The following is a 25,869-nucleotide window of genomic DNA, read 5'->3' on the forward strand; positions in this document are numbered from 1 at the left end:
TAATTCTGCAATTGAATGGCTATTTGTCCTGCCAATCGATTGCAGAACTTAACTTTTTCACCAAAAGCCAAAATGTGAACCCCCTCACTAATCTGTATCTTGCGGATTTTTCATCTTTCACTTTTTCAGTATGATGAGATACATCATCAAATCCCCACTTTTTTACATTAATTGCGCTGTACCAGTGCAATATTCGTGTAATCGAATGTAATAGCATTATTCCCTTTTTTTAATTTTGTTTGGCTAGAATGGCACGGCCGACCAGCTTCACCTTGCTATCGGCGCCAACGCAATAAGACAGGGATAATGCTATGACTGTAGACACTGGAAAGTCTGAATTGGTCTACCACGGCCGCCGGGCCCAACGCGCAGATAGCCGTCTGCGGCGCAAGGCGATTCTAGAGGCCACCCTGAGACTGATCGTTAAAGAAGGTATCCGCGGCATCAGGCACCGTGCAGTCGCCCGCGAAGCTAACGTTCCTCTCGCGGCTACTACTTATTATTTCAAAGACCTGAATGACCTGATCAGCGATTCATTTACTTATTTTGTTGAGCAGGGACTCGAGGCTACACGCCAACTGCATGAAGAGAGTTTTAGTGCGGCACGTAATTTATCCGCACAGGAGCGGGCGTCACATAGCAGTCGTAAACTGCTGATTCAACAATTGACCCGTTTTATTCTTACTCATGTCCGCACCCAGGCTGAAGACCGGGATCGCAGATTGGTTGAACTGGCATTCCGCAATGAAGCGCTTCGCAATGAGCAGCTGACCCGCGCGGTGCGGATGGCCAATCACGCCAGAGAGTCAATGATTAAGGAATTCTTCCAATTACTGGGTCTGGCGGATTCTGAAGCGGCTGCACAAATTGCTCACGGTACGATCCTGAATCTTGAGTATGAAATTTTGAGCGGTGCTATTGCTATCGACTCACCGCTGTTGGAACGCACCGTCACCTTGATGATCAACGGATTAATTCCAGCTGCAACAGTTGTTGCTGAAACTGCAGCATACGGCTGAATCTTTCTGAATTACTCGTCTCCAGGAAACGGGTATGGAGTTGTCCCCTCCATACCCAACTCCTCTTCATATAGCTCTTTCCAGATAGCTTCCAATAAAGATTAAGTGCAGCTTCCCGGTAGGGAACTTACCCACTGCTTTAGTAATTCAACGCCCTCTGTATGCACCATGCTTCTACCTAATTCAGGCATCATGGCCCCAGGCGCGGTAGACTCTACACGAAAATTCAAAATAGAATTTTCAGGCTCTCCCGGTACTATTGCGAATAAATGCCCTCCACTGCCTGTACCCGCAGCAATAGGCGGTTTACATAGCCCAAGTTTGCGCCAATCAGTTTCGCCATGATGCAACATAAGCCCTGAGGTATCTGCCGGCCCAGAGGGATTGTGGCAGTGGCCACAATTAATATCCAAATAAGCCCTGGCGCGGTCTTCCAGCGACACAGTTGCATCGTAAATATTGGCATTTCTCGGCAAACTTTTCAGATCAGGCAGCCCACGTAAATAGCCGGCCTTCTGCCAAAACAGCAATTGATTCTCTACTCCGCTATCGTAGGGATAGTCTTTATTCAGATGTCGAGCTTTTGGGCCGAGAGGAGAAATGGCTTTTTCAGTAAACTTTTCTGCATGGCAACCAGCACATTGATTAGCGTCAGGTACTACATAACTAAGGTTTTCCTGTTGTCCGTTCAGGCTAACCAACTGAAAATTTTTCACATCACCAGCAATCTCAAGAGTTGCCTCAGTCTGCTCTTTATTCCAGACATAGGGCAGCGCCTGCCAATTTTCCTGCCTGCGGATTAAAAGCCGTGTCTCAACGAGACGGACACGATTTAAATCAAGTGCCTGCCCAAAGCGCCCCTCAACATAATCTGTAGAAAAGTCATCGGTACGACGAACTACACCACTACTCTCCTGTGGATAGTAAAATGTCTTGCTTAGGATAGTTCCGACAGGGTAATTAAACTGTTCTTCTCTGTAGGTTGCAAAAGCCCCCTCAGGCAGCCAGACGGTCCTGAACTTATGAGCATAATCAGTAAATAAACCCGTATTTAAATCATAGGGTAATGCTCTTTCTGCAGGAAAGAGCACACCTTTCTCCAGCCTCAATAAATTCCATGCACTGAGTTTTTCGGGCACCTCTTCTGCTGGGAATAAATGAACATCCTTTTTGTATGATTCACACCCCGTAAGGCCAATCAATAATATAAGGCTCCAAATAGAGTAGATAAGCTGCCTACTTATTTGATTATTATTCTTCATTAGCTACCTCTATCACTGCCAAATGGTCTTCATTTTCCAGCTTTGAATCAAGGTCTAAAACTACTTTGGCAAGCTTTTCCAAATGACACTGATGAGGTGTTATATCCGTAGATATATTCTTATACTCATTTCCAAAGTCTATATTGAGAATTCCTGCAGGCTCGTTATCAATACATAACTTTAATGCCGCAGATATTTGACCATCCACCAGTTTACTTTGATCAACCACCCCATCCCAAAGAATATCCGGCAACGCACCTGATATTCCAAACATAGCTAACTTCAGAGCTTTTAGCTTAAGATGATCTGGCGATGTACCACCGCCAGAAAAGTTATTGGCATAGATATAGATCCCCTCTGGGTATGGGTCAAAATCAGCCTGCGTAGACTTATCACTATAGTATCCAGCCGTAAAATAGCTGCTGATCAATATGTTAGCAGTATCATTATCAGAAATATCATTTTCAAAAATCTCCACCCGATCATTCGAGTTAATAACCACCCCAGACCCTGCTGGCACGGCAGCAACCGGCGTGCCCTCATGACCAAAATTTCCAGTATTATTATTCTTTATCTGGTTGTTGTAGATACGTGTACTGTGCCCTGGCTGCGGAAGATTAGGCATATTAAAAACAAGAATTCCCCCAGTGTTATTCACAGCAATATTGTTGTAAACATCTGCACCGATCGTATTCTCTACCTCAATACCCGCCACATTAAATTCTGCACGGCTATTGCGAACAATAACATTCCGCGACTGACCGACATAAATTCCGGCATCTGAAGCACCAATAGCTACCACACCATCGATTAAAGTATTTTCAGTCTGTACAGGATAAATACCATAGGCACCATTCTGGGTAGACGGACCATTGGTCCATTCAACACGAACATCCCTGATGATAATGTTTTTGCCCTCATTAATTTTCAGGGCATCGCCTATGGTATCCTCAATAGCCAACCCCTCAATAGTAAAGTTACTGGCATTAACTAATATCCCCTCAGCACCCTGAATTTGCCCCTCAAAGGAGAGGACAGATTTATCCATGCCAGCTCCACGTAGCGTTACCCCATCAATATTCAGGGATAAACTACGATTAATATGGAATTTACCCTCAGGAATAGTAATAACATCCCCAGTCTTTGCAGATATCAGTTTTTTTAATAGTTGCTTTTGAAAATCAACCTTACTGGAACTGTCCTCAACTCTGGATTCAGGCCGTTCAGAACACCCAACGGATACTATTAAAACCAGAATTACTCCCATATACGCTAAAGTCTTCATAGCCACACCTTTTATATAAATTATTGTCAATTGAGCTACTCAAACCTCAAATTGGTACCTTTGTACCAATTTAAAGGTGAAAACAGGACTAAATACACACTTTGATACTATCCAACCAACACCTCGTTATCAAGGCGCTATTATTAGTACAGAAGACAACCCTAGAGATTCATTTAAGCGCCATACTCCCAAAAACAAAAACCACTTATTGAAATCAAGATGGCCAGCACTTCAATTAAAAAATGTCAGTTTTTGTGTTTTCTTATTTACGTATTCTGCTCACTTGACGCTGCTGCCGAAATGATAGCGATACAGATCTCTGCTCCTAATGGATCAAACCTCTACACAGAACAACCTATCGATAAAAGTACAGATATAAAAGGAAGCGAGCCTATCTATATCAAAATATCATCAACTCAATATCAAGCAATAAAGTGCAAAGGCCCGTGGGGCGCTACAAAGTACAAAAAATGGATGACGGAGGGGCCTGGTTTCAAGCTCTACCAAAGTGATAAGCAGCTGCTCATTCAGGTTGTTGAACACCGAGTAATTAGCGCTGACATGGCCATTAACTCCATGAGCATACATTGCATGGACGCAGAACCTAAACAAGTTATTAAATCAATAGCGGAGATAGTTATCGAAAGATCAATAAATTCAGAAGAAATACTAGAGTTTGATAACGGGTATAAATTATCTTACCAGTACTCAATTACAAAAGGAAAGCCGTAAGTTTAGTCATTCAGGAAACTATTCATGCCGGCATAAACTTTTGCGCACTCCCCTTTCACCAAGTCTTCAAGAATCAAAAATGGATGAATCATATCGGAAAAGTGAACATTTTCAGATCTAACACCCACCTCTTCCACTTTCCGGTAGTAAATATCCCCAGTATCCCGGTGCGGGCAAAACTCCACGGTAAAAACTAAGGTTTCAGGAAGAGCTGCCGTAAAATCCATAAAAAGAGGGGATGCTTTTTTTCTACACTGCCCCTCAGCAAAATATTGCCCCAAGTACCAAATTGATTTTCGTGCCTCTAAAAAATAGCCTACCGCATTCTCTTCATGGGACCGTAAATGCATGGTGTAATCGAGAACCGGATAAATTAAAACCTGCTTTTTAATCTTAACGCTGTAGTCAAATTGAGCCAGGTGAGACATTGTGGCGGCCAGAGCGCCACCTGCAGAGTCCCCAGCGACCGACAAACTCGGTTGATAATATAAGCCCAATCTATCCAGTGCCGCCCAAACCCCAACAACTGCGGCATAGCAATCTGTTACTGCGCTCGGATAGCGATTCTCAGGGGCCAACCGGTACTCAGGCGCAACAACAATATGTCGAGTCTCCCGGGCAATCTTTCTGCAAATCGGGTCAAATGAATAAACGTTTCCAGCTACATGACCACCGCCATGAAAATAGACAAGAACAGGTAGAACTTCATCGGGATAGGGGACAAAGACTCTTACCGGTACGTCATATCCAGAGGCATAGATAATGCCATCTTGCACCGAGGCAACATCTGGAATATCGGTCACATACTTATCTATAAACTTTGTGGTCGATTCCCGAACATTGATGGGGTTGAACTCAAAGCCCTTCGAGTAGAGCTCTTTCATAGAGCTGTTGAATTCTTCGAGAAACCCCGAAAGGCGGTCATTTACTTTACGCATTGTCGATACAGCCAGGATAGAAGAGACTTCGCCGTACCCGTGAATATGAGCCCCTTCACCGGGTACGACGTCGATAGCTTGTATCCCCACCACAACAACAGCCCTAAATCTCCTGGCGAAAATGCCTGAAACGACATTTCATCTAGTGATAGCTAGGAGCCCAAACTACTCAAGAGGAGTAAAAGACCGGTGCGGATACATAGCTCCAGAATAGAACTGTAGCAACCATAACAATGACTGCCATGACGAGTGACACCGTAATAATTGCACTGGCAAAAAGGAAGCCACGCTCTTCAGAAACACCCATCACTATAGGAATTCCCAAATAAAGCAGATAGACGGCGTAAGCAACCGCCAGAGTTGCGAGCAGTATGTCCAGCCACAACACAGGGTAAATCCCTGCAATACCCACAATAAAAATAGGCGTGGCAGTGAAACCCGCTACAACAACGCCTTTAAGGGGGTGAGTTTCAGCTCCGTAAGTCTTTGCCATCCAATGGATGAAATAACCAATAGCAGTGACAGCCAAAACCATTGTGCAATAAAATACGGCGACCAATTCCAAAGCACTTTGTCCCGTAATTCTCACCGGGGTACCAGTGCCAATCGTCCAGCCAACTTGTGTCGTGCCAAAATACCACGCAGCTGCAGGAAGTAATGCCAGAACGATGACATAAGGAACCTGTCTACGCAGATTACGTTCAGAGAGACTGCCAATAAGCTGCCACTGTCTACGTGGTTGCAGCATAAGGCCAAGCATATGGGTCAACATCTCGTTATCCTCGACTGTGCAAGGAACTATAAGCGAGACCTATTAGCTCAAATTGATCTTGGAACTGCTGGTCAAAATGAGGTGTACCGCAATCAGGCCACTCTCAAGCTCCAATTTATTTCTTATTTAACCCCTTCACTTTTAGGTGTTAAGGTCGCACAAGTCAACAAACTCAATTAAATTGGCGGGAATGTTTACGCGAGCGTTTCGCTTGGAAACAAGTAAATAGAAAACACTGCTACAAAAAAACCCGCGAAGGATAAAGCAGGATTTATGGTGGGGAAAAGCTGGTTACTAGACCCAGGCAGCCTTGGAAACTGCCCGGGTACGAAGATTCAGTACTTAAACTACAGGCTCAACAGAGTGCATCCACCCGTAAGCATCCTCAGAACGCCCCTCCTGAATATCCAGCAGTGCTTGTCGCAAACGCTCTGCAACAGGACCTGGGGCATCGGCTAGTTCGTACTCCCTATCGCCATCACCGATTACGCTGATAGGACTGATTATTGCAGCAGTACCACAAGCAAAAGCTTCGCTACAGTCTCCAGAAGCTACCTGCTCTAACAGTTCATCAATGGGGATCGCCCGCTCAACAACCTTGTACCCCAATCCCTCCGCAAGCTGGATCAGAGAATATCGGGTGATGCCTTCGAGAATTGAGCCGTTCAACGCTGGGGTATATATAGCGCCATCAATGACCGCAAAAAAATTCATCCCTGACAGCTCATCGATACTCTGCCGATTAGAGGGGCTCAACCAAAGCGACTGATCATAACCTCGCTCTTTAAGGCGGCCGATACTAAGTAGAGAGCTGGCATAATTTCCGCCAACTTTAGCATCCCCAGTTCCCCCTACTGCGGCTCGAGCATCTTCTCTCTCAACCCACAAACGCATATTGCCGGAATGGTAGGCTTCCGAGGGACTAGCTATTACATAAAATTCATAGGCATTACTGGCTGAAACCGTTAGGTCCGGCTGGGTTCCCATTAGGAAAGGACGCAGGTACAGGGACTCACCGCTGTTGCTCGGGAGCAGGCCAGCGCAGTAAGCAGTCACAACACGAACGCCATCCAGGAACAGGGACTCAGGAACCGGAGGCATACATAAGCGCTTCGCTGAATATGCCATTCGTGCAGCATTCATTTCGGGCCGGAACAGTGCAGCTCCCCCCTCGGAAGTTCGATAGGCCTTCATTCCTTCAAAGCATGACTGCGCGTAGTGAAGTACCTTAGCAGCAGGGTCGACGGTCAGAGGCGCATAGGGGATCAACTCTCCACTACTCCAGCAACCATCCTGCCAAATGGCGCGAAACATTACTGGGGCCATGGCGGTTCCAAAGCCCAGCTTCTCGGGTGCTTCATAGCCCCGAAGGCTTACCGCGATCTCTGGATCGATATAGATACTCACTGAGCTCTCCTCTGAATTCGAATCAGCTGATTATGGCGCTTGTTACGCTGCAATCCAAATAGATCAACCTCTGATACAGCAACAGCAGTAATCTAACCCCAAATTCAGCATACTTGTTAGGACGATGATCCACCTATTTAGCTTCCGCCATCCTGATGTGGCACCAGCGCCAACCAAGCCACTCGCTACACTTCGCTGCCAAGTCGCGATATCGGACGTAATCAACAAATTTTTGGCATCTACTTACAGTCCCTCACCCCTAATTTGCACTCCCAACTGCTAAACCAAAAGGGTGGTCACAGGCATGCTGGCGCAATGGGCATTAAGTGGCTGAAGTACCCGCCGCAGCTTCCTTCTTGGCACATAGTGCTAGCTATACTGACTAATACGCGGCCAGGCAGGCATTTATAAGCATCCAGTCGCGCCGTCACTGTGAGCTTGAGGATACCCCCTCAATGCGCTCAGGGTCGAGAGAACCACATTCAGGAGAGAACTTCCGCCGTATTCGCTGTTGCAGTGGGCGAGCGGAAATAAGACCCGAAAACTGACAGGTGCAGGTTCCAACCTCAGCTGTTTGGTATTCGGTGAAGCCAAATATGAAACGGAAGTGGTTCAATCGTGACACAGATAGATACCAGCAATTCCTTTGCTATCGGCTTGATGTTTACAGCCACAGCACTGCTGTGTAATGGCGCCCTGGCCGACGATGGCGCACCTGTGGCAGTCCAAACTAATGCACCTCCAAAAGCCTTTATTGAAGCCGCCTCGAAACCACTCAAGAAAACACCTCGACAGCTAAGGCCCTCCGAGGCTGTAGAAAATTACCGTGAACGTATAGAGGAGCTCGAAGCCCAATATGGTGCTTATGGCGCCGGTATTGATGAACAGCTTTTGGGGCTGGCCACCGCATTACAGAAAGCTGGCGATCATGAGCAGGCTGTCACTGAATTTCGTCGTGCAATGCTGATTAGCAGAGTCAATGAGGGGCTCTATTCACTAAGCCAAATCCCTATGATCAAGCGCTTGATCGAGAGTCAAATAGCGCTCAATCAGTGGGAAGAAGCTAACGACAACCAGCAGTACCTCTACTGGCTCTACCAGAAAAATTACGGCGAAAAAGACCCCCGTATGCTGCCAGTAATCAACAACTTGAGTCGTTGGCATTTACAGGCTTATGTGGAGGAAAAAGGGGACACGCTATTTGAGCATCTAATTAGTGCAACCAATCTTTACAGTTTGGCGGTAGATATTATTACAAAAAACTTTGGCTCCACCGACCTTCGCCTTGTTGATGCCCTGCGCGGATTAAAAGCAACTAACTATTATCTGGCCACCTATAAGGGTGAACCCAACTCTCCAGTTTTTGTTAACGCCAGCTTTGGTGGTAGTGGCCCCGACTCACATCAGCGAACCAAATTAGATCACTACCGGATGAAGAGTTTTAACACCGGGAAAAAAGCCATTACCCGTATCGTTGATGTCTACCAAAGAAACCCCAAGTCCCCCCCGGCAGCCTCAGCCAAAGCCAAAGTTGAACTCGGCGACTGGTACATGATGTTTAACAAGTGGCACTCCGCACGCCAAACCTACGGCGAGGCCTACAAGGCACTTTGGGATAACGGTGCCTCTAACGATGAAATTGAGGACATATTTGGACGGCCTGTGGCTTTACCCGCGCTCCCCGTTTTGGAGTCGGACAGCAAAGCCCTAGCCAATTCCCGGATTACGGTCTCCTATGATGTCACGGCTTTTGGCAAGGCGAGGAATATAAAAATACTCAGGGCTTACCCTTCAGATAAAGTGAAGATCCGCTCAAAAGTTAGAAACATTCTAAAACGCGCTAAATTCAGACCAAGGTTTGAAGATGGAGAGGCGGTGGAAACCCGCGGAATTGTGCAACGCTTTATATTCGACTGAGAAACCTATCACCACTGACACCAGCTCGATGTGGAATCTACGCAAATAATCAAATAACAACTATTTTTAAAGTTCCACATTGAGCATTTTCTAGTACCGGAAAAACACTTCATGTGTCTCACGCGGTCACACCGGCAAACAGTCTAGGAGAGAAAGAGATGACACCTCGAGCAGCGGTAGAAAAAATTCACCGCCACAGCTGTTTGTCAAATGTACTGGTACCAATTGCTTTGGCGGCGATCTTAACCGGTGGGTGCAAGAGCCAACAAACTCAGTCACAGCCACCAGCAATGCCATCTCTACCATCCTCCAGTTCATCTTCCAGTTCTGCATCGCAATCACAATCGCAATCGCAATCGCAATCGCAATCTAGTAGCAGCAGTAGTTCGCAAAGATCTGGCCAATCAACGGCTTCGAGCAGTGGGCAGCCTAGTAGCAGCTCTTCCAGCCAGCCCAGTGCGAATATGCCTACAGCGAGATCAGAACAGAGCCAGTCCTCCAGTAGTGGAAGTAGCGGATCAGAGTCGAGGGATCAAAGTTCACCTGGGGATCAAATGCCGGACCCAAACGGTTCAAATGATCCATCGTCACCAATTTATACGGATCCCGAACAAACCAGCCAAAATGGAGAGAAACCTACTGATCCTTCGTCTGGTGAAGATGGAACGCCTCCCGAAGAAATTGATTTTTCTGAGGAGGAGCAATCATCTTCGTCTTCCAGCGCATCATCTAGTAGCTCAGCTTCTAGCAGCAGCTCATCCAGTAGTAACTCAGAGGCCAGCGGCGCGCCTGCCAGCAGTTCAGCTTCTGGGCAACCCGGCGGTGGTTCGCCACGTTCCGGTAGTGCCCCCAATGAAGCTCCCACTTCATCGGCAGATCGCGTTGCAGAACTTGAGGGCCAGTTTGAATCCACTATGGTCAGCTATGACGGCATGATTTTGCGGGAGCGCGACTTTGTAAGAAACAGACCGGGGTCAGCCTCCGAAGAAAATAAAGAAGAGGCGATGGATGAGGCACCACCAGCAGGGGAATCCCTAGAAGACTTAATTCAATCTGCAGAAGCCGAAATTCCACCTCCCCCCAATGCAGGCCCAACATCAGGTAACGGCCCCAAAAATAATAACTCCAGTGGACAAATAACCGGTCCCGGACTGCCCGCCTCTGGACGTAAAGGTGATTTTAATCACGGTGGTTCACAGGCAGTTGTGCCCGCCGATATACCCAGTGGTACAGATGATGACGTCGTAGCTCGACAGATTCGTGAAGCTGCCACACGCGAGACTGACCCCGAATTGCGCGAAAAGCTTTGGGAAGAGTATCGCAAGTATAAAAGTGCAACGCAGTAGTCTTGGAGAACGCCGATATGTCGACCAACCAAAAAACCCGACCGGTTAAGTATCAGTTCATAACAAGAGTCGCAGCATTTTTTCTAACTCTTGTTGTTATCAATGGTTGTACCACTACCGAAGTCAGAACTACCGCATTTACTCCGCTAACAATCGAAGATAACAATGTTCCCGAAGAGAGACTGCTGGATGTCGGCGTTATTCAATTCAATCCAGGTCTCGATACAGCACAAGCAGATGAAGATGAGCTTGTTTTTCCCGAGCTTCGTCAAGCTGAATCCCGCTATATGGCTGTCACCCTTGCCGATTCATTGCAGTCCAGCCTGGGGTGGGGAGCTGTAAGGGTTATTCCATCGAGCCGCACCAATATTGATGTGACTGTATCCGGGCGTATTTTGCAATCTGATGGAGAAAAGCTGACGGTGGAAATCACCGTATCCGATTCCCGGGGACAGTTGTGGTTTACCAAGCAGTATTCAGAGAACGCTTCCCACTATGCCTACGACCGAAAGCACCCTACTGAAGGAGATGCTTTTCAGGGAATCTATAACCGTATTGCTAACGATATGCTGAATTACCGACAAAAGCTTTCAAATCAGCAAATCGTAGAGCTGCGCACAATTTCTGAGATGCGGTTTGCACGGGATTTTTCTCCCCAGGCATTCAATCGCTATTTAACTCAAAGTGCTGAGGGTGTCTATTTTTTAAGTGCTTTACCCGCAGAGAATGACCCCATGTTGCAGAGGGTAAGAAAAATACGGGAAAGGGATTATCTGTTTGTCGACACTCTGCAGGAGTACTACGGCACCTTCGCCAAAAGTATGGAAGTTCCCTATCAGGAATGGCGAGCCCGCAGCTATGAAGAAGTAAGGGAGATGCGAGAGTTAAAGCGCAAAGCCCGCAATCACACAATTATGGGAGCAGCAGCCATTATTGGAGGTATCGCAGCTGCTGGCGCTGGCACTGGAAGCGCTCAGGCAGCTGGGCAGGTTGGAATCGGTGCCGGGGGCTATCTTGTTAAAAGTGCATTTGACCGAAAATCCGATGCCAAGATGCATTTGGAAGCTCTGCAAGAATTAGGAGACTCCATTGAGGCAGAGGTAGAACCGCAAATTGTTGAGCTGGAAGATCGCACTATTACCCTCACAGGTACTGTTGAAAATCAGTATCGGCAATGGCGGGAAATTTTAAAGGAAATCTATGAAGCCGAAACTGGCGCAGTCAGTAACAGCATTTAAATTACGTTAGAGGTACCCAAAAAGCACGCTAATCAATGTGATTAGTTATTACTGAATACCCAACATCTTCACTGGGTCATTGAATAACACGGCGGAATCACTATGCAGCACCGCGATAACTCCAAGGAAGATACAGTTCATATAGAGCCCGCAGAATTCACATTCGGCGGAGAGGAAAGCTCTAAATCCCCTAAGTCAACGACTGCCAACACTATTCATCAACGGGAGCAAAGGTCCTACTGGCCCGCCGTTCTTGGAGTGATAATGGTAAGCGCACTGGTCGGTGTATTTTGGGGGCTTCCTCAGGTTGTAAAACCACCAAAGCGTTCAGCCGATACAATTGTCTCCGCACAGCCTGGAAACAGCGCAGCTGTGGAGAGCAACCAAAAATCTCCCTATAGCGATGCAGAAATAATGCAGCAGCGCAGGGAGGTTCAAAAGGTTCTCCAGGAAATTCTTGAAATCAAAGAAGAGCTCAAAGATCGAAAGGTAGAAGTATGGGCTTTTGAAGAATTCTATTCTGCTGAAGACTTGGCTCTAAAAGCTGATGAAATTTATCGCAAACGCAATTTCATGGCAGCGCTCGAAAAATACCGGGAATCACTCCAGGCATTAGAGTACCTGAAAGATAGTATTCCCGAGCGCATTGAAACGCATATTAGTGAAGGTAATCGAGCTCTGAGTCAGGGGGATAAGGATTCCGCCAACGATGCTTTCAAGATGGTATTAACCATATCCAATAACCATCCCAGAGGCCTTAAGGGTATTGAGCGAGCCGACAAACTCCCCCTCGCTTGGTGGCACTTAACTCAAGGAACAAAGGCATTTAAACAGGCAAAATTGGACTTAGCTCAGGAACAGCTCAAGAAATCTCTCGCGATCGACTCAGAAACATCCGATGCTCAGGATCTATTGGCAAAGGTTGAGGGTGCAATTACAGAAAGGGATTATCAAAGCGCGATGTCATCTGGCTACGGTGCAATTGCCGAAGAAAAATTTGAATCGGCAAAATCCTATTTTCATCGGGCAAAAAACTTAAAGCCAACAGCAAAAGCCCCCGATATCGGCTTAGCACAAGCACAAAATGAAGCTGACAGAGTACAGATAGAAAAACTCCTCCAACAAGCCCGCATGGAAGAAACCAAGGAAGAATGGCACAGAGCCCTAAAGAGCTATACAGACCTGGTCAAGAAGGACTCTAGCCTGGTGGACGCAATAACAGGCAAGGCTAGAGCTGCTGCCAGAGCAAAGCTGGATGACCAGTTAAAAGACTTAATTCAAGATCCATTAACCCTTGGCGAAGGTAAAAGGAACTATTTTGCCCGACAAGTACTAACAGATGCTCGCAAACTCAATACTAAAACCCCAAGGCTACAAAGACAAATTGAAGATCTTGAAAATGCCCTGACACAAGCCCTGATCCCCTTACCGGTTAAATTCAAGTCAGATCGAACCACCAGTGTCACCATTTACCATGTAGGGAAATTAGGTAATTTTGACCAGAGAGAAATCGCGCTGAAACCTGGGCGCTATATCGCCATTGGTACCAGAGAAGGTTACCGAGACGTTCGCCAAGAGTTTGTTGTAAAACCAGGTAAGCCCACAACGGAAGTTGTTATCCAATGTGCCGAAAGGATAAACGGTGCCAATAATAGTTAAATGAGAGAACCCAGACAGCAGCATAAACTCTAAAAATAAGATTTTCCGTAATGAGCTGCGATGACAACAGACACCTCGTTGAGCTGAGCGAAACGAGGTGTTCTGTGACAAACACCCTATAAATCCCCATGCAGATTACGCCAGCAAGCTAAGCTTTCTGCAGATAGAAAAATGTGTACCCACCTTTGGTCAGGCTGACTGAGCATAAAGCGATGCGTGCCAAACCAATGCCATTGCGAAAAATCTATAAGTACCAGCAATAGGGAAACATAAATGACAGTGAAGGAAGCAGTACCTGTCCAGGATGAAAAGCCGCCAGTTCAGGAACAAAGCCTGATTGAGCCAGTTGGATTCACCCCGGTACAAATAAAATCTACCCGCGCGCGACTCTTTCTTTCTAAGCGAGCATTGATTGTCGCAGGTTGCCTTTTACTCGCTATTTTTGCACTCAGCTATCTGATTATGGCGCGGTCATTAATCTTTGATACCAACCCGGTTGATGCCCGCATCAAAGTCAGTGGGTTCGCCATCCCTCTGGGCGATGGACATTTGGTTTTACCTGGTAATTATCAATTCACGATCAGTGCTGACGGCTATTTACCCCAGAGCGGCGAAGTCGAAGTAAAACGTGACGGGCACAGTCGCCACTCCGTTTCCCTGGAAAAACTTCCAGGCCACCTACAGGTTAAAACAACGCCCCCTGTACCAGTAAAAATTCTTATTAATGGACGGGAAGTGCCCAATAAAAATGGTCTTGTGGAAGCAATCAACGCAGGTCCTATGCGTGTGACTGTCCTATCAGACCGGTACTTGCCGTTCACCCGTGAAATCAATGTTGAGGGGCTAGACAATACCCACACACTGGAGGCCGCACTTCGACCGGCCTGGGCCAATATCACCGTCAGCAGCAACCCTCCCGGGGCCACGGTCACGGTTGAAGGAAAAGTTCTCGGCAGAACACCACTGACCACTGAATTAGTTCAGGGCGACAGAACCGTGTCCATTTCACTGCCGGAACATAAAACTGTCGATATTCCTGTCGCTGTTACAGCCGGTGTCGATCAAACGCTAGCAACCGTCAGCCTGGGACCCGCTGATGGACTCTTACGCGTTGTTACCACCCCAGAGGGAGCGGGAGTGACAGTCAACGGAGAGTTTCGCGGTCATACCCCACTGGAACTGGAATTGGCCTCCGGCCACAGGCATAGACTTCGCTTCTTCAAGGATGGCTACGCCTCTATTGAGCACACAGTTGACCTCGGTGCTGGAACACAGCGGGACCTGAATATAAACCTAAATGCTGTGTACGGCAGGGTTCACGTCAGTAGCGTCCCTCCAGATGCGGAAGTTTACATTGATGGTCAATACGCCGGGAACAGTGGACAAACTTTTAACCTACCAGCTCGCAGCCATAACATTGTCGTACGCAAACAGGGCTACCAGGAATTTGACACTCGCGTCATTCCCAGCACCAAACTGGAGCAAACTGTCAGGGCGGTACTGCTTACATCCGAACAAGCGCGCTGGAGAGAAACCCCATCAACTTTGCGTCACGCAGCTGGCGGCACCATGAAACTCATGCGCCCCAACGCCGTATTTACCATGGGATCATCCCGGCGAGAACAGGGGCGGCGGGCAAACGAGGTTATGCGTCAGGTATCTCTAAATCGGCCTTTCTATATTGGGGCCACTGAAGTTACCAACCGGGAATATCGGCGTTTCAAGCGCCTGCATACCTCAAGCCATGTCAATGGTGTCAGTCTCGACAATGACAATCTGCCAGTTGTAAATGTCAGTTGGGTAGAGGCAGTGCTATTTTGCAATTGGCTCAGTGAAAGAGACGGCCTCACACCGGTCTATTTGACGGAAGCCGGGCGTGTTGTTGGCTTTGATGGCGCAGCCAACGGTTATCGTTTACCGACTGAAGCCGAATGGGCCTGGGTTGCACGATACGATCAAGGCACCATGAAAAAATTCCCTTGGGGAAATGAGCTACCAATAAAGAACAATTCCGGAAACTACGCAGATACTACTGCCACAAAACTAGTTCCTGCAGTCCTTCGCACCTACAGTGATCGTTACGCAGCTACCTCACCGGTAGGTAGCTACAGTCCTAATGCTTTTGGTATTTATGACTTAGGTGGAAATGTCTCTGAATGGATTCACGATCTATACACGATAGGGACCGGGTTATCCCGACGTATCGAAGAAAACCCTGTCGGTCCAGAGGATGGAGACTTCCATGTAATCCGTGGTTCCAGTTGGCGTCATTCGGGGTTGACTGAGTTACGCCTCTCCTACCGTGATTACGGAGAATCCGCTCGTAATGATATTGGCTTTCGCCTTGCCCGCTGGGTGAATTAGGAGACTAGTGTGAAATTTTTATTACTTACTTTACTGCTTCTATTTATCAACTTCGCGTACGCAGAAGATGAAAACAAGCCGGAAGAGAACCAACAAACAGCGGCAGTAATCCCCAAAAAAGAAGCACCAATAACTAGGAATAAAAGTAATTCAGATGACTATAAAGCCTCGGAAGAAATCTCCGAAGACTTATCAGTTTCCTTTCCCGTAGATATATAGAAATAGCTTCTAGCGAGTATTGCCATGAAATTTAAATCATCAGATTTTGTCTTCCAGGTCTTTGCTCTTCTGGGGTCTATTATTTTGGTCCATGCGATTTATGTCGCCATTATTCGCCCTAATGCAGATGCGCTAATTGAGGAGCAACTGGCGAGAGAAGCCGCTGGGGAAACCTACGTTCAACAACGCTCTATCTACATTGTGATGCGCGACTATGAGCAAGAGGCCTGCTTTGTTCTGATGTTGTGGGCAATGGCCATTATGGGACTAAAGGCACAGAGAAGCATTCGCGAGCGAAAATTACTGGACAAAGCTCTACTTAATATCAGCGAGGGAACTCCTATTCTTCCCGAGGATACCCGTGATTTATCCCGCCCGATACAAGCCCTTCCTGAAGAGGAACGACGATATTTAGTTCCCAGGGCACTACTCACCGCCCTGCAGAGATTCGGTTCTACCAAGAATGTCGCCGCCGTTTCCAACTCTGTAAAAGAGGTTTGCGAAACTGAGGGAGACAGACTCGATTCTGAACTGGCAATGGTTCGCTATATTACCTGGGCTATTCCATCTATCGGATTTATTGGCACGGTACGAGGTATTGGCGAAGCATTATCACAGGCGCATAGAGCCGTAGAGGGGGATATAGCTGGCGTGACGGTAAGTCTGGGGGTCGCGTTTAACTCTACCTTTATCGCCCTGGTAATTAGTATCGTCATTATGTTTTTCACTCACCAGCTACAACTCATGCAGGAGCGCCTGGTGTTGGATACACAAAGTTACTGTGACAACCGCTTACTGCGTTTTCTGAAAATCAGCTAGCGGTTTTACCTGAATAAGTCGTAGCGAGGAATAAACCCATGGGACAAGGCGTCCTGGAAATAAATGACTGCGGATTACGTGTATTTTCAAATACTAACGAAGTACTGGAAAGTCCTGGAATTGCAGTTATTGAACACAATAAAATTCATATTGGTACCTCAGCTCAAATGCGTGCCAGGAGCCATCCGACTCAGGTTAACAACCAGTTTTGGAGAAGACTGAGCCTCGAGTCGCTAAAGTCAGAAAATCAACGCTGCCGCCACCATGCCGACTTGGTCTACTGCCACCTTCAGGAAATAGCGGAGCACTGTGACCTTCCCGATGAAATTGTTCTCGCTGTTCCCGGCAATTTTACCCACGAACAACTGGCCTTACTTCTGGGAGTTATTAAAGTCAGCGATATCAATATCGTAGGCATTGTTGATGCAGCAACCGCGTGCCTGGGTAATTTGGCTCCAGCAGGAATCCAACTGCATATCGACCTACAACTCCACCAGACACTGGTAACAAAGATTGCTGTGGATAAGCAAGCCACGGTGAAAACGGTAGAAACTGTTGCCGACGCAGGACTACACAACTTCCAGGAATCCTGGGCTCGCGTATTTACCGATGCATTTATTATGCAGTGCCGATTTGACCCTCTCCATTCAGCTGAATCAGAACAGCAACTCTATGATTTGATGCCCCAGTGGACTGATCGAGCGATGCGTCACGGAGAAGTTCTAGCTGAACTTGATGATCGAACAGCAAAGATCAGCCTGCGGCAGCTTCAAGATGCAACAACCCCTCTCCTTTCTCGTATACGAGTAATGATTGAAAACCTGGAGGAAAGTCAAAGTGTGAGCTTTATCTCCCATCGCTGGGCTGATATCCCAGGGGGAATTCAATTGGCCCAACGTGTACATCTTCTCTCAAGAGACTCCATTGCACATGCCATAAATCATCGCTGGAAAGAATTACGCAGTGATAGCAGTACATTGAAACTGATCAACTCTGTCACTGCCCTCCCCCCCAACGAGGTCAAAGTGCATGTAGAGAAATCCTCAGAAACCGTAGCGACACATTTACTTTTTGGCCACAAGGCACTGGCCGCCCAGGAACCTCTATTCGTTTTCTGGCATGACGAGAAATTTCAAGTCACCCCAACACCACCGGAGCACCCTGCCGCAACAGTCACAAATCATGCCGGCAGACTTGCTTTGCGGGTGGATGCTGGAATTCAGCTCACACTTAATGGAAAAGAGATTGAGTCACCCGTTAATCTCAATGCCGGCGATACAATTGGAGTTGCAGATTATCAAGATGTGATAACTGCGATTAGCGTGGAGCGATATGGGGCGTAAAAAGCGTCGTTTTTCCACATTTAGCCTGTCCTTCCTCGATATCATGTCCTGTGGTTTTGGGGCAGTAGCGTTAATTTTTCTTATTATCAAACACGGCTCCGATCACCAAGTTGAAGTAGAGACTGAAGATCTCACTGCCGAGGTGAACCTTCTGGAAGAGGAGGTGGAATTTGGACAGGAACACTTAGTTCAAGCCAGAAATACTCTGGATGTCGTTAGTGATGAACTGGTTGAGGCTCAAGGGCTTGCCAGACGCATTTTGGAGCAAATAGAGGAAACCAAAGGCAATATCGCTGAAATCGACAGTATCGATGAAGAAGAGGATATCAAGAGGCTACAAGATAAACTCAAAAAACTGGAGCAGGCGAAAAAGAACCTTGAGGAAGAAAATAAAAAGCTGGGAAATAACGTTCGCAAATTTGTCGGTGATGGAGATCGTCAATACCTCACCGGCCTGCGCCTAGGCGGTAATCGCATCCTGATACTATTAGATTCATCGGCGTCTATGCTCGGCGACGAGCTTATTAAAATAATACGCGCCCGTAACATGTCTTCACCGGTAAAACGCAAAACTGAAAAATGGCGCAGGGCCGTCAGCACAGTCTCCTGGCTTACTGCTCAGTTTCCCAGGGATAGCCAATACCAGATCTATACTTTTAATACCTCTTTTCGTGCCGCAATAGCCGGTACAGAAGATCGCTGGCTCAATGTGGATGACCGCGACCAGTTGGACCAGGCTATCAAGGGGCTAGATGAAGTAGTGCCGGAAAATGGTACCAGTCTAGAGAGAGTATTTAACGCTATTAACGCTATGACGCCACTGCCCGACAACATTATTCTCATTACCGATGGGTTACCGACCCAAGGGATGAGTGCGCCCAGAAAACCCACTATTTCGGGTAGAGACAGGCGCAGTCTATTCAAGCGCGCGGTTAAAGTGCTCCCCAAGAATATCCCCATCAATGTCATTCTTGCCCCTATGGAGGGGGACCCATTTGCGGCTAGTGAATTTTGGAAGCTGGCGATGCAAAGCAAAGGCTCTTTCCTTGCACCTTCGAGGGACTGGCCATGATAGGAGCACAAAAAAAGCGTCGCCAGGAGGAGTTCAGCATTTCCTTCCTGGATGTTATCTGCTGCGGATTTGGCGCAATTGTTTTGCTGCTGATGATCGCCAAGACTGCAGAACCGATTGTATTAGAAGAAGCTGAAGTAGACCTCGAAGGGCAGGTATTGGAACTACAGCAACAACTGGCAGAAATCCGTGGTGAGACCACAGTTATCAACCGGGACCTAAATTCCAAGCGAGAACAAATCGATATCGAGCGCAAGAGAATTGCCAACCTGCGCGGTGAATTGGAAGCACTTCAAGCGGAATTTGCCAGTAAAACCGAAGGGCAAAGTGAGGATGGCAAACTCAAAGGTGAGCTGACCATTGCACTACAATCCATCACTGATGAAATGCGTCGCCTACTGGGCGAGAACTACCAGCGTAAAAACAATGTTATTGGCGGAATCCCTGTCGACAGCGAATACATTCTCTTCATTATCGACACCTCCGGCAGTATGTTTAATTACGGCTGGGACCGAATGATGGCGGAGATGGTCAATACTCTAGACCTTTATCCCAATGTTAAAGGTATCCAGGTCATGAATGATATGGGGGACTATATGTTCTTCAATTATCGAAACAAGTGGATACCAGATACCCCTGGGCGCCGCCAAGCGATACTAAAGCGGTTGAAGTCCTGGAATCCTTTTAGTAACTCCAGCCCTGTTGAAGGTATCCAGAAAGCTGTCCGCAGCTTTTATGATCCCAGTAAGAAAATCAGTATTTATGTGCTTGGTGACGAATTTACCGGAAAATCAATCCGCAGGGTTATGTTAGCTGTCGAACGGGTAAATGCTAAGCACGGTGAGGGAAAACGAAATATCAGAATCCATGCAGTAGGATTCCCTGTACAGTTCTCTCGCCCTCCACACCTACAAACCACAGGACTGCGCTTTGCGGCCCTTATGCGCGAACTCACCTATCGAAATGGCGGCACTTTCGTGGGGTTGAATGACTTTCGCTAGTTAAATGATTCAAGGAGGAACATATGAGGTATAGGTCGACTTCCTTTGGACACCTAAAGGTACTTATTCTTGTAAGTTTCTTCCTGGGTGCTTGCAGTCATACAGTACAGGTGGATGGCAATTACCCAGCCCCAATAGGCGATCAATTGCCAATAACAGTAGGCTTCTACCTCAGTGAGGACTTTAAAAGTTTCACTTATAAAGAAGACAGTGAAGATCGTGAAGAATGGAATATAAGCACAGGCAGAGCACAAAAAAATCTGTTTGAAACAGTATTGGGTTCCATGTTTACCGATACCGTATCTCTATCTAGCTATCCACAAGAAGTCCCCGCCAATGTCGAACTGGTGATAGTTCCAGAAGTGCGAGAGCTGCAGTTCACAATGCCCAGGGAGACAAGGGTCAATATTTTTGAGGTATGGATTAAATACAACATGACCGCATTTGACCCCAGTGGCGGACAGGTTGCTAACTGGGTAATAACCGCTTACGGAAAAACCCCTACCGCATTTTTACAATCCCAGGAACAGGCATTAACTCAGGCGATAAATATCGCCCTGCGCGATGCCGGAGCAAATCTCTATACCGGGTTTGGGAAAGTTCCTGAACTACAGGCCTTTCTCTCTGGGAAACGCCGATCGCTATCACTGAGAGAAATCAAGGTGAAAGCCAAAAAGGCTGAATAAGAGGAGTAAATCGTGTTCAAGCCACTTCTAGTTGCAGCGATAATCTTTATTAGCGGTTGTACCACTGTCGTAATTGATGAGTATCGACGCTCCGATGGTGAGCTTGCCGAAGGAGATTCCGTCGTCATCCTGGGCCGCCGTCACTCCAGTGAATATGAAACAGAGCCCGATTTAATTGCCTGTGTTGGTAGAGAACTACACAACCCTGAGTTAGGTGTAAACATTATTCCAGAGCAAGACTTTGTCGATCTTATGTACCCCTGGTTTGAACCCAGGACAGCACCTATGCATGTTCGCTCCCTAGATCGCCTGATGGAAAATGAAAGTGTGCGTGAGCGAATGGAAAACTATGGAGTGAAGTACATCGTCTGGATTGATGGTTCAACAGAGACCACAGCCAGTGCCGGCTCTATCAGCTGTACCATCAGTACCGGCGGTGCAGGGTGCTTTGGCTTTGGGACCTGGGATAAAGAATCTGACTACGAAGCGGCAGTATGGGATTTCAGGGACCGCGAACTATCTGGGAAACTTAGTGCAGATGCCAAAGGAACCTCCTATATGCCCGCGATCGTGGTTCCAATACCACTAATCGCCAGGGTCCAGAATAATGCCTGTAAAGGAATGGCGCTGCAGCTCCAACAATTCTTGATGCCAGCAGTAACACCCAGTTCATAAAAATTAAGACGCTACGGGAGGCCAGGGGTAATGAAATTTATCGAGCGTGCTTTTGCCAGCGCTATCCTAATACTCAGTACAGGCTGTGCATTTAACCCTGCCACCAATAAGCCTGACCTGGTTCTAATGTCAGAGGACAAGGAAATCTCTATCGGTAAAGAGATGCATGAAAAACTGATAGAGAGTACTCCAATCTATAAAGACCCAGTCCTAACCGCTTATGTCAATCATGTCGGCCAAAAAGTGGCCGCCGCCAGCGACAGACCGGATATCAAGTACCAATTTACGATCATCGACAGCCAGGATATCAACGCATTTGCCCTTCCTGGTGGGTATATCTACATCAACCGAGGCCTTCTAACTTACCTGCACTCAGAAGCTGAAATGGCCGCTGTACTAGCTCATGAGATTGGCCATATCACCGCCCGCCATGCGGTAAGGCAAAAAACAGCTGCGACCGGAGCCAGCGTTGTATCAGTATTGTCAGTTTTGGTTACCGGCAGTGGTGTAGTCGGAGATGTTGCAAACTTATATAGCACCGCTGCTGTGAAGGGCTACGGCCGCGAGATGGAACTGGAAGCGGATCGCTTCGGCGCCCAGTATATGTTCAACGCTGGTTATGATCCCCAGGCCATGATCAATGTTATTGGGCTATTAAAGGATCAGGAGACATTTGCCCGGCGCCGTGCCCGTATTGAGGGCAAGAAACCGCAAACTTACCATGGTGTTTTTGCATCTCACCCGAGAAATGACCTTCGCCTACAGGAAGTTGTAAACGCTGCGGGCCAGCTTCCCGAAGATAACAAAGAAACCAAAGTAGAATACTATCGGGAAAAAACAGATGGCCTTGTGTATGGACAAAACACACAGCAGTCCACTAAAAATCGCTACAACCATAAACGGCTGGGTTTCTCCCTTTTATTTCCCGATGGCTGGTTGGTAGAAAATCAACGTTCAGCCATTGTCGGCTCTGCACCTGATAAAAGTGCACAAATTACCATTACAGTTACCCAACGCGATGGCAACCAGCCCGCTGATATGGCTCTGCGCTCAGAGTTCGATCTACGACAACTGGAAAAAGGGGAGAAACTCAATCAATATCGACTTGAAGGTCATACCGGAAAAATTCCACCGCTTGAAAAAGAGGATGCAGATCCAGACAGAATTGCGGTAATTTTTTATGGTAGCAGACAATTTGTACTGCAGGGAAAAGTCACAAATGATGAAGACTCAGATCCAGAAGCTATTGATAAATATGACAATTTATTCCTGACCAGCATTAGAAGCTTCAGGCCGCTACGACAAACTGACATTGTAGAAGAGAAGGACATCAAACGCTTGCGCTACGTCCAGGCCAATGAAAAAACTACTTTTGCCTCCCTGGCAAAACATATGGAAATCGGCGAATATGCAGAGGAGCAATTACGCCTCTTAAATGGTTATTATCCCCGAGGAGAACCCAAGCCCGGAGAATGGATAAAGATCGTTCAATAATTTTATAAGAATCAGCCCCTAATCCTTTTTCTATCACCCCCCAAAATTTTGGAGGGTTAGTGTCTATCTGAAAATAAAAGATAATAATAAGGAGTAAGTGATGAATGGCATGATGATGCAATCCCAGCTCATCCTCACCGGTATTATGAAGCATGCTCTAAGCAACTCACCGGATAGTGAGATTGTTTCAGTTACCTTGGATAACCCCGATTTTCGTTATAGCTATCAACAAGCTTTTGAGCGAGTCTCGCAATTGGCAAATGCACTACAAAAGCTTGGAGCCAATGATGAAGATCGAATTGGTACTCTTGCCTGGAACGATCACCGGCATTTTGAACTCTACTACGCAACTTCTTGCAGCGGGCTCGTTTGCCATACCATTAACCCCCGGCTTTTCCCTGAGCAAATATCTTACATTATTGAGCATGCCGCAGATCGATGGCTGTTTATTGATCCACTATTTATGCCCCTAATCGAATCTCTGGCAGAATATCTAGATTCGATTGAAGGCATCATTGTGCTAACTGATAAAGCACATATGCCCGCCACAAGCCTGAGCAATGTTTACTGCTATGAAACATTGATTGCAGCAGAGCCCACTGAGTTTCAATGGCCTGAATTAGAGGAAGAGAGTGCAGCAGCACTCTGTTATACATCAGGCACAACAGGCAATCCCAAAGGGGTGCTTTATTCCCATCGCTCTCTGATGCTGCATACCTACGGCGTATTGATGCCAGATGTCTTTGCGATTAGAAGGGACGAAGCCATATTGCCTGTTGTTCCCATGTTTCACGTCAACGCCTGGTCAATACCCTATGCGGCACCGGCTGTTGGAGCAAAACTCGTGTTACCTGGCCCCAAAATGGGGTGTGGAGAAACGCTCAGTCAATTAATTCAAAAGGAAGCCGTTACTATCGCTGCCGGCGTTCCAACCGTTTGGCTCGCCCTGCTCAAGTACCTGCGGGAAAGTGAAGAGACCCTACCCAGCTTGAATCGAGTAGTCGTGGGTGGATCGGCTTGCCCCTGGAGTATTATGGAGGAATTCGAGCAAAAGCATGGGGTATATACCCATCACGCCTGGGGCATGACTGAAATGAGCCCGCTGGGAACCTACAATGCCCGCATACCTGAGAACCTCTCTAAAGACGAAGCACAGGCCCTCAGGCTCAAGCAGGGCCGAGCGGGCTTTGGGGTCGAGATGCGTATTGTAGACCCCGAGGGAAATACCTTGGCACAAGACGGGCTGGCTTTTGGAGCCCTTCAAGTGCGTGGTCCCTGGGTCTGTGAGCGCTACTACCAATCCAAAGAGTCAGCACTTACCGAAGACGGCTGGTTTGATACTGGTGACGTTGCCACGATCGATGCTGACGGCTACCTGACAATCACTGATCGCACTAAGGATGTTATCAAGTCCGGCGGCGAGTGGATTTCCTCTATTGAGCTGGAGAATTTTGCTATGACACAGGCGGGAGTAGCCGAAGCCGCTGTTATTGGGGTTGCCCATGAAAAGTGGGCTGAGCGGCCTCTCCTGATCATTGTTCCCGCTGAAAGCAAAACACTAAAAACTGAGGAGATTCTGGCATCCTTTAAAGGGCATTTTGCCAACTGGTGGATTCCCGATGACTGTGTCATTGCCAAGGAAATCCCCCATACGGCTACAGGCAAAGTCAGCAAAAAAGACCTTCGAGAAATCTATGCCGACTATCTATGGTCTCACGAAGCCACTGTGTGAAGGGGATTAAGACGCTTTTGGCAGGCATCATCGCGGCATAGCAAAGCGTTGCACTGTAATAACGCAATTTTACCTGCCTCAAGTCTTGATTAAATTTTGACGGTGCTGAAATAGCGCCGTTTTAGAATGCTTAACTTCCTGTTAATACCTAAACCAGCGGTTCCTCTGTAGGCGACAATCTTTGCTTGCTGACTATTAACCCTTATCGATTCATGGTTTCCGGGCTGACTGGATATCGGTTTATCTTCTATTGACTTACCTAGGCGCACTAGCCAACCAGAATTGTCTAGAATTATCTTGAGTAGAAGTATCTGACTGTGGATATCCTGGAATATCTCAGTCCATGTGAGAGGGAATAGGGAATTTACACTTCCTTGCGTTGGATGGCACTGGCTTACAATCTAGCCATTATCATACTCCTCACAGCAACAGCATTTACTCATTAACGAGGAAGTCACAATGAAGAAATTATTCAGTTTGGTAATCGCTGCAATAATTACCATTTCTGCAAATACCCTAGCTTGGGCAGATAATGACCATGCCGCACAACTTGCGGAGCGCTTAGAGGCAACTAAAGCCAAGCTTAACCTCTCTGATGAGCAGGTAGAAAAAATAAAGCCAATCCTGGAATCAGCCAATGAACAACGCCGCCAAGTGCTTGCAAAATACGGCGTTAACATAGAAAGTCCCTCTGGCGCTATCCAAAAGATGAGCTTTCGTGAGAAGCGCCAGTTAGGCAAAGAAATGGCCGCTATCAGAAAATCTACGCTCAGTGAAATGTCCACCGTACTGACGGATCAACAATTAGCAGAGTTCAAAAAACTTCAAGAAGAAAATCGAGCAGCCTTCAAAGCCAAGCTTCAAGAGAGAAGAAATTAGAGTGTCCAGG

The 25,869-nt window shown here is 47.1% G+C and carries 22 protein-coding genes; 17 read left to right on the forward strand and 5 right to left on the reverse strand.

The genetic code is table 11. From position 1 onward, the window contains the following. Positions 1-311: 311 nt before the first annotated feature. Complete coding sequence (locus ACJJI3_RS13520) at positions 312-1,019, forward strand: TetR/AcrR family transcriptional regulator (protein ID WP_282934272.1); 708 nt, start codon at positions 312-314, stop codon at positions 1,017-1,019. Between the two features lie 101 nt (positions 1,020-1,120). On the opposite strand, the gene ACJJI3_RS13525 is transcribed toward ACJJI3_RS13520, so the two are convergent. Both ACJJI3_RS13525 and ACJJI3_RS13530 read right to left on the reverse strand, forming a co-directional pair. Next, positions 1,121-2,281 carry an SO2930 family diheme c-type cytochrome gene (locus ACJJI3_RS13525; protein ID WP_444940028.1) on the reverse strand — a complete coding sequence of 387 codons (1,161 nt, stop codon included), beginning with the start codon at positions 2,279-2,281 and terminating at the stop codon, positions 1,121-1,123. Beyond that, positions 2,271-3,566, reverse strand: a complete 1,296-nt coding sequence (locus tag ACJJI3_RS13530) for a parallel beta-helix domain-containing protein (protein WP_444940029.1) — start codon at positions 3,564-3,566, stop codon at positions 2,271-2,273. Before ACJJI3_RS13530 ends, ACJJI3_RS13525 begins: the two co-directional genes overlap by 11 nt. A 219-nt stretch (positions 3,567-3,785) precedes the next feature. Between ACJJI3_RS13530 and ACJJI3_RS13535 the strand changes: the two genes are divergently transcribed. Then, complete coding sequence (locus ACJJI3_RS13535; protein ID WP_444918981.1) at positions 3,786-4,298, forward strand: hypothetical protein; 513 nt, start codon at positions 3,786-3,788, stop codon at positions 4,296-4,298. Between the two features lie 2 nt (positions 4,299-4,300). Here the strand turns inward: ACJJI3_RS13535 and ACJJI3_RS13540 are convergent, their stop codons facing one another. From ACJJI3_RS13540 to ACJJI3_RS13550, 3 genes are all read right to left on the reverse strand, one after another. Next, positions 4,301-5,329 carry an alpha/beta hydrolase gene (locus ACJJI3_RS13540; protein WP_444940030.1) on the reverse strand — a complete coding sequence of 343 codons (1,029 nt, stop codon included), beginning with the start codon at positions 5,327-5,329 and terminating at the stop codon, positions 4,301-4,303. 76 nt (positions 5,330-5,405) lie between these two features. Continuing rightward, positions 5,406-6,008 (reverse strand): Yip1 family protein, encoded by a 603-nt coding sequence (locus ACJJI3_RS13545; RefSeq protein ID WP_444940031.1) that lies wholly within the window; start codon positions 6,006-6,008, stop codon positions 5,406-5,408. A 342-nt stretch (positions 6,009-6,350) separates the two neighbouring features. Continuing rightward, positions 6,351-7,415, reverse strand: a complete 1,065-nt coding sequence (locus ACJJI3_RS13550) for a branched-chain amino acid aminotransferase (RefSeq protein ID WP_413664378.1) — start codon at positions 7,413-7,415, stop codon at positions 6,351-6,353. A gap of 618 nt (positions 7,416-8,033) precedes the next feature. On the opposite strand from ACJJI3_RS13550, the gene ACJJI3_RS13555 reads away from it, so the two are divergent. The 15 genes from ACJJI3_RS13555 to ACJJI3_RS13625 all read left to right on the forward strand — a co-directional run bounded on the left by ACJJI3_RS13555 (position 8,034) and on the right by ACJJI3_RS13625 (position 25,859). After that, positions 8,034-9,332: a hypothetical protein gene (locus ACJJI3_RS13555; protein WP_413664377.1), complete on the forward strand. Its 1,299-nt coding sequence runs from the start codon at positions 8,034-8,036 to the stop codon at positions 9,330-9,332. A gap of 554 nt (positions 9,333-9,886) precedes the next feature. After that, the gene (locus ACJJI3_RS13560; protein WP_444940032.1) at positions 9,887-10,678 is read left to right on the forward strand and encodes a hypothetical protein; all 792 of its coding nucleotides are present in this window, start codon (positions 9,887-9,889) and stop codon (positions 10,676-10,678) included. 17 nt (positions 10,679-10,695) lie between these two features. Continuing rightward, positions 10,696-11,916, forward strand: coding sequence for a hypothetical protein (locus ACJJI3_RS13565; RefSeq protein ID WP_444892784.1), 1,221 nt, complete (start codon positions 10,696-10,698; stop codon positions 11,914-11,916). Between the two features lie 102 nt (positions 11,917-12,018). Beyond that, positions 12,019-13,575: a tetratricopeptide repeat protein gene (locus ACJJI3_RS13570; RefSeq protein WP_444940033.1), complete on the forward strand. Its 1,557-nt coding sequence runs from the start codon at positions 12,019-12,021 to the stop codon at positions 13,573-13,575. Positions 13,576-13,848: 273 nt separating this feature from the next. Then, positions 13,849-15,939 (forward strand): PEGA domain-containing protein, encoded by a 2,091-nt coding sequence (locus ACJJI3_RS13575; RefSeq protein WP_444940034.1) that lies wholly within the window; start codon positions 13,849-13,851, stop codon positions 15,937-15,939. A 9-nt stretch (positions 15,940-15,948) separates the two neighbouring features. Beyond that, the gene (locus ACJJI3_RS13580; RefSeq protein WP_413664372.1) at positions 15,949-16,158 is read left to right on the forward strand and encodes a hypothetical protein; all 210 of its coding nucleotides are present in this window, start codon (positions 15,949-15,951) and stop codon (positions 16,156-16,158) included. A gap of 24 nt (positions 16,159-16,182) precedes the next feature. After that, positions 16,183-16,977: a MotA/TolQ/ExbB proton channel family protein gene (locus tag ACJJI3_RS13585; protein WP_282934287.1), complete on the forward strand. Its 795-nt coding sequence runs from the start codon at positions 16,183-16,185 to the stop codon at positions 16,975-16,977. 38 nt (positions 16,978-17,015) lie between these two features. After that, positions 17,016-18,320, forward strand: a complete 1,305-nt coding sequence (locus tag ACJJI3_RS13590; protein WP_444940035.1) for a hypothetical protein — start codon at positions 17,016-17,018, stop codon at positions 18,318-18,320. Further along, positions 18,310-19,392: a vWA domain-containing protein gene (locus ACJJI3_RS13595; protein ID WP_282934290.1), complete on the forward strand. Its 1,083-nt coding sequence runs from the start codon at positions 18,310-18,312 to the stop codon at positions 19,390-19,392. Before ACJJI3_RS13590 ends, ACJJI3_RS13595 begins: the two co-directional genes overlap by 11 nt. Continuing rightward, positions 19,389-20,393: a VWA domain-containing protein gene (locus tag ACJJI3_RS13600; RefSeq protein ID WP_413664370.1), complete on the forward strand. Its 1,005-nt coding sequence runs from the start codon at positions 19,389-19,391 to the stop codon at positions 20,391-20,393. Before ACJJI3_RS13595 ends, ACJJI3_RS13600 begins: the two co-directional genes overlap by 4 nt. A 23-nt stretch (positions 20,394-20,416) precedes the next feature. Further along, entirely contained in the window at positions 20,417-21,079 is a 663-nt protein-coding gene (locus ACJJI3_RS13605; RefSeq protein WP_282934292.1) for a hypothetical protein, read from the forward strand. Positions 21,080-21,091: 12 nt separating this feature from the next. Next, on the forward strand, positions 21,092-21,754 hold the full coding sequence (locus ACJJI3_RS13610) for a hypothetical protein (protein WP_444940036.1): 663 nt from the start codon (positions 21,092-21,094) through the stop codon (positions 21,752-21,754). Positions 21,755-21,784: 30 nt separating this feature from the next. Next, positions 21,785-23,248 carry a M48 family metalloprotease gene (locus ACJJI3_RS13615; protein ID WP_444940037.1) on the forward strand — a complete coding sequence of 488 codons (1,464 nt, stop codon included), beginning with the start codon at positions 21,785-21,787 and terminating at the stop codon, positions 23,246-23,248. 100 nt (positions 23,249-23,348) lie between these two features. Beyond that, positions 23,349-24,980: a long-chain fatty acid--CoA ligase gene (locus tag ACJJI3_RS13620; protein ID WP_444940038.1), complete on the forward strand. Its 1,632-nt coding sequence runs from the start codon at positions 23,349-23,351 to the stop codon at positions 24,978-24,980. 459 nt (positions 24,981-25,439) lie between these two features. Beyond that, positions 25,440-25,859 carry a hypothetical protein gene (locus ACJJI3_RS13625; RefSeq protein ID WP_444940039.1) on the forward strand — a complete coding sequence of 140 codons (420 nt, stop codon included), beginning with the start codon at positions 25,440-25,442 and terminating at the stop codon, positions 25,857-25,859. Positions 25,860-25,869 lie beyond the last annotated feature (10 nt).

The sequence above is a fragment of the Microbulbifer maximicatervae (SeqCode) genome (genome assembly GCF_052466985.1).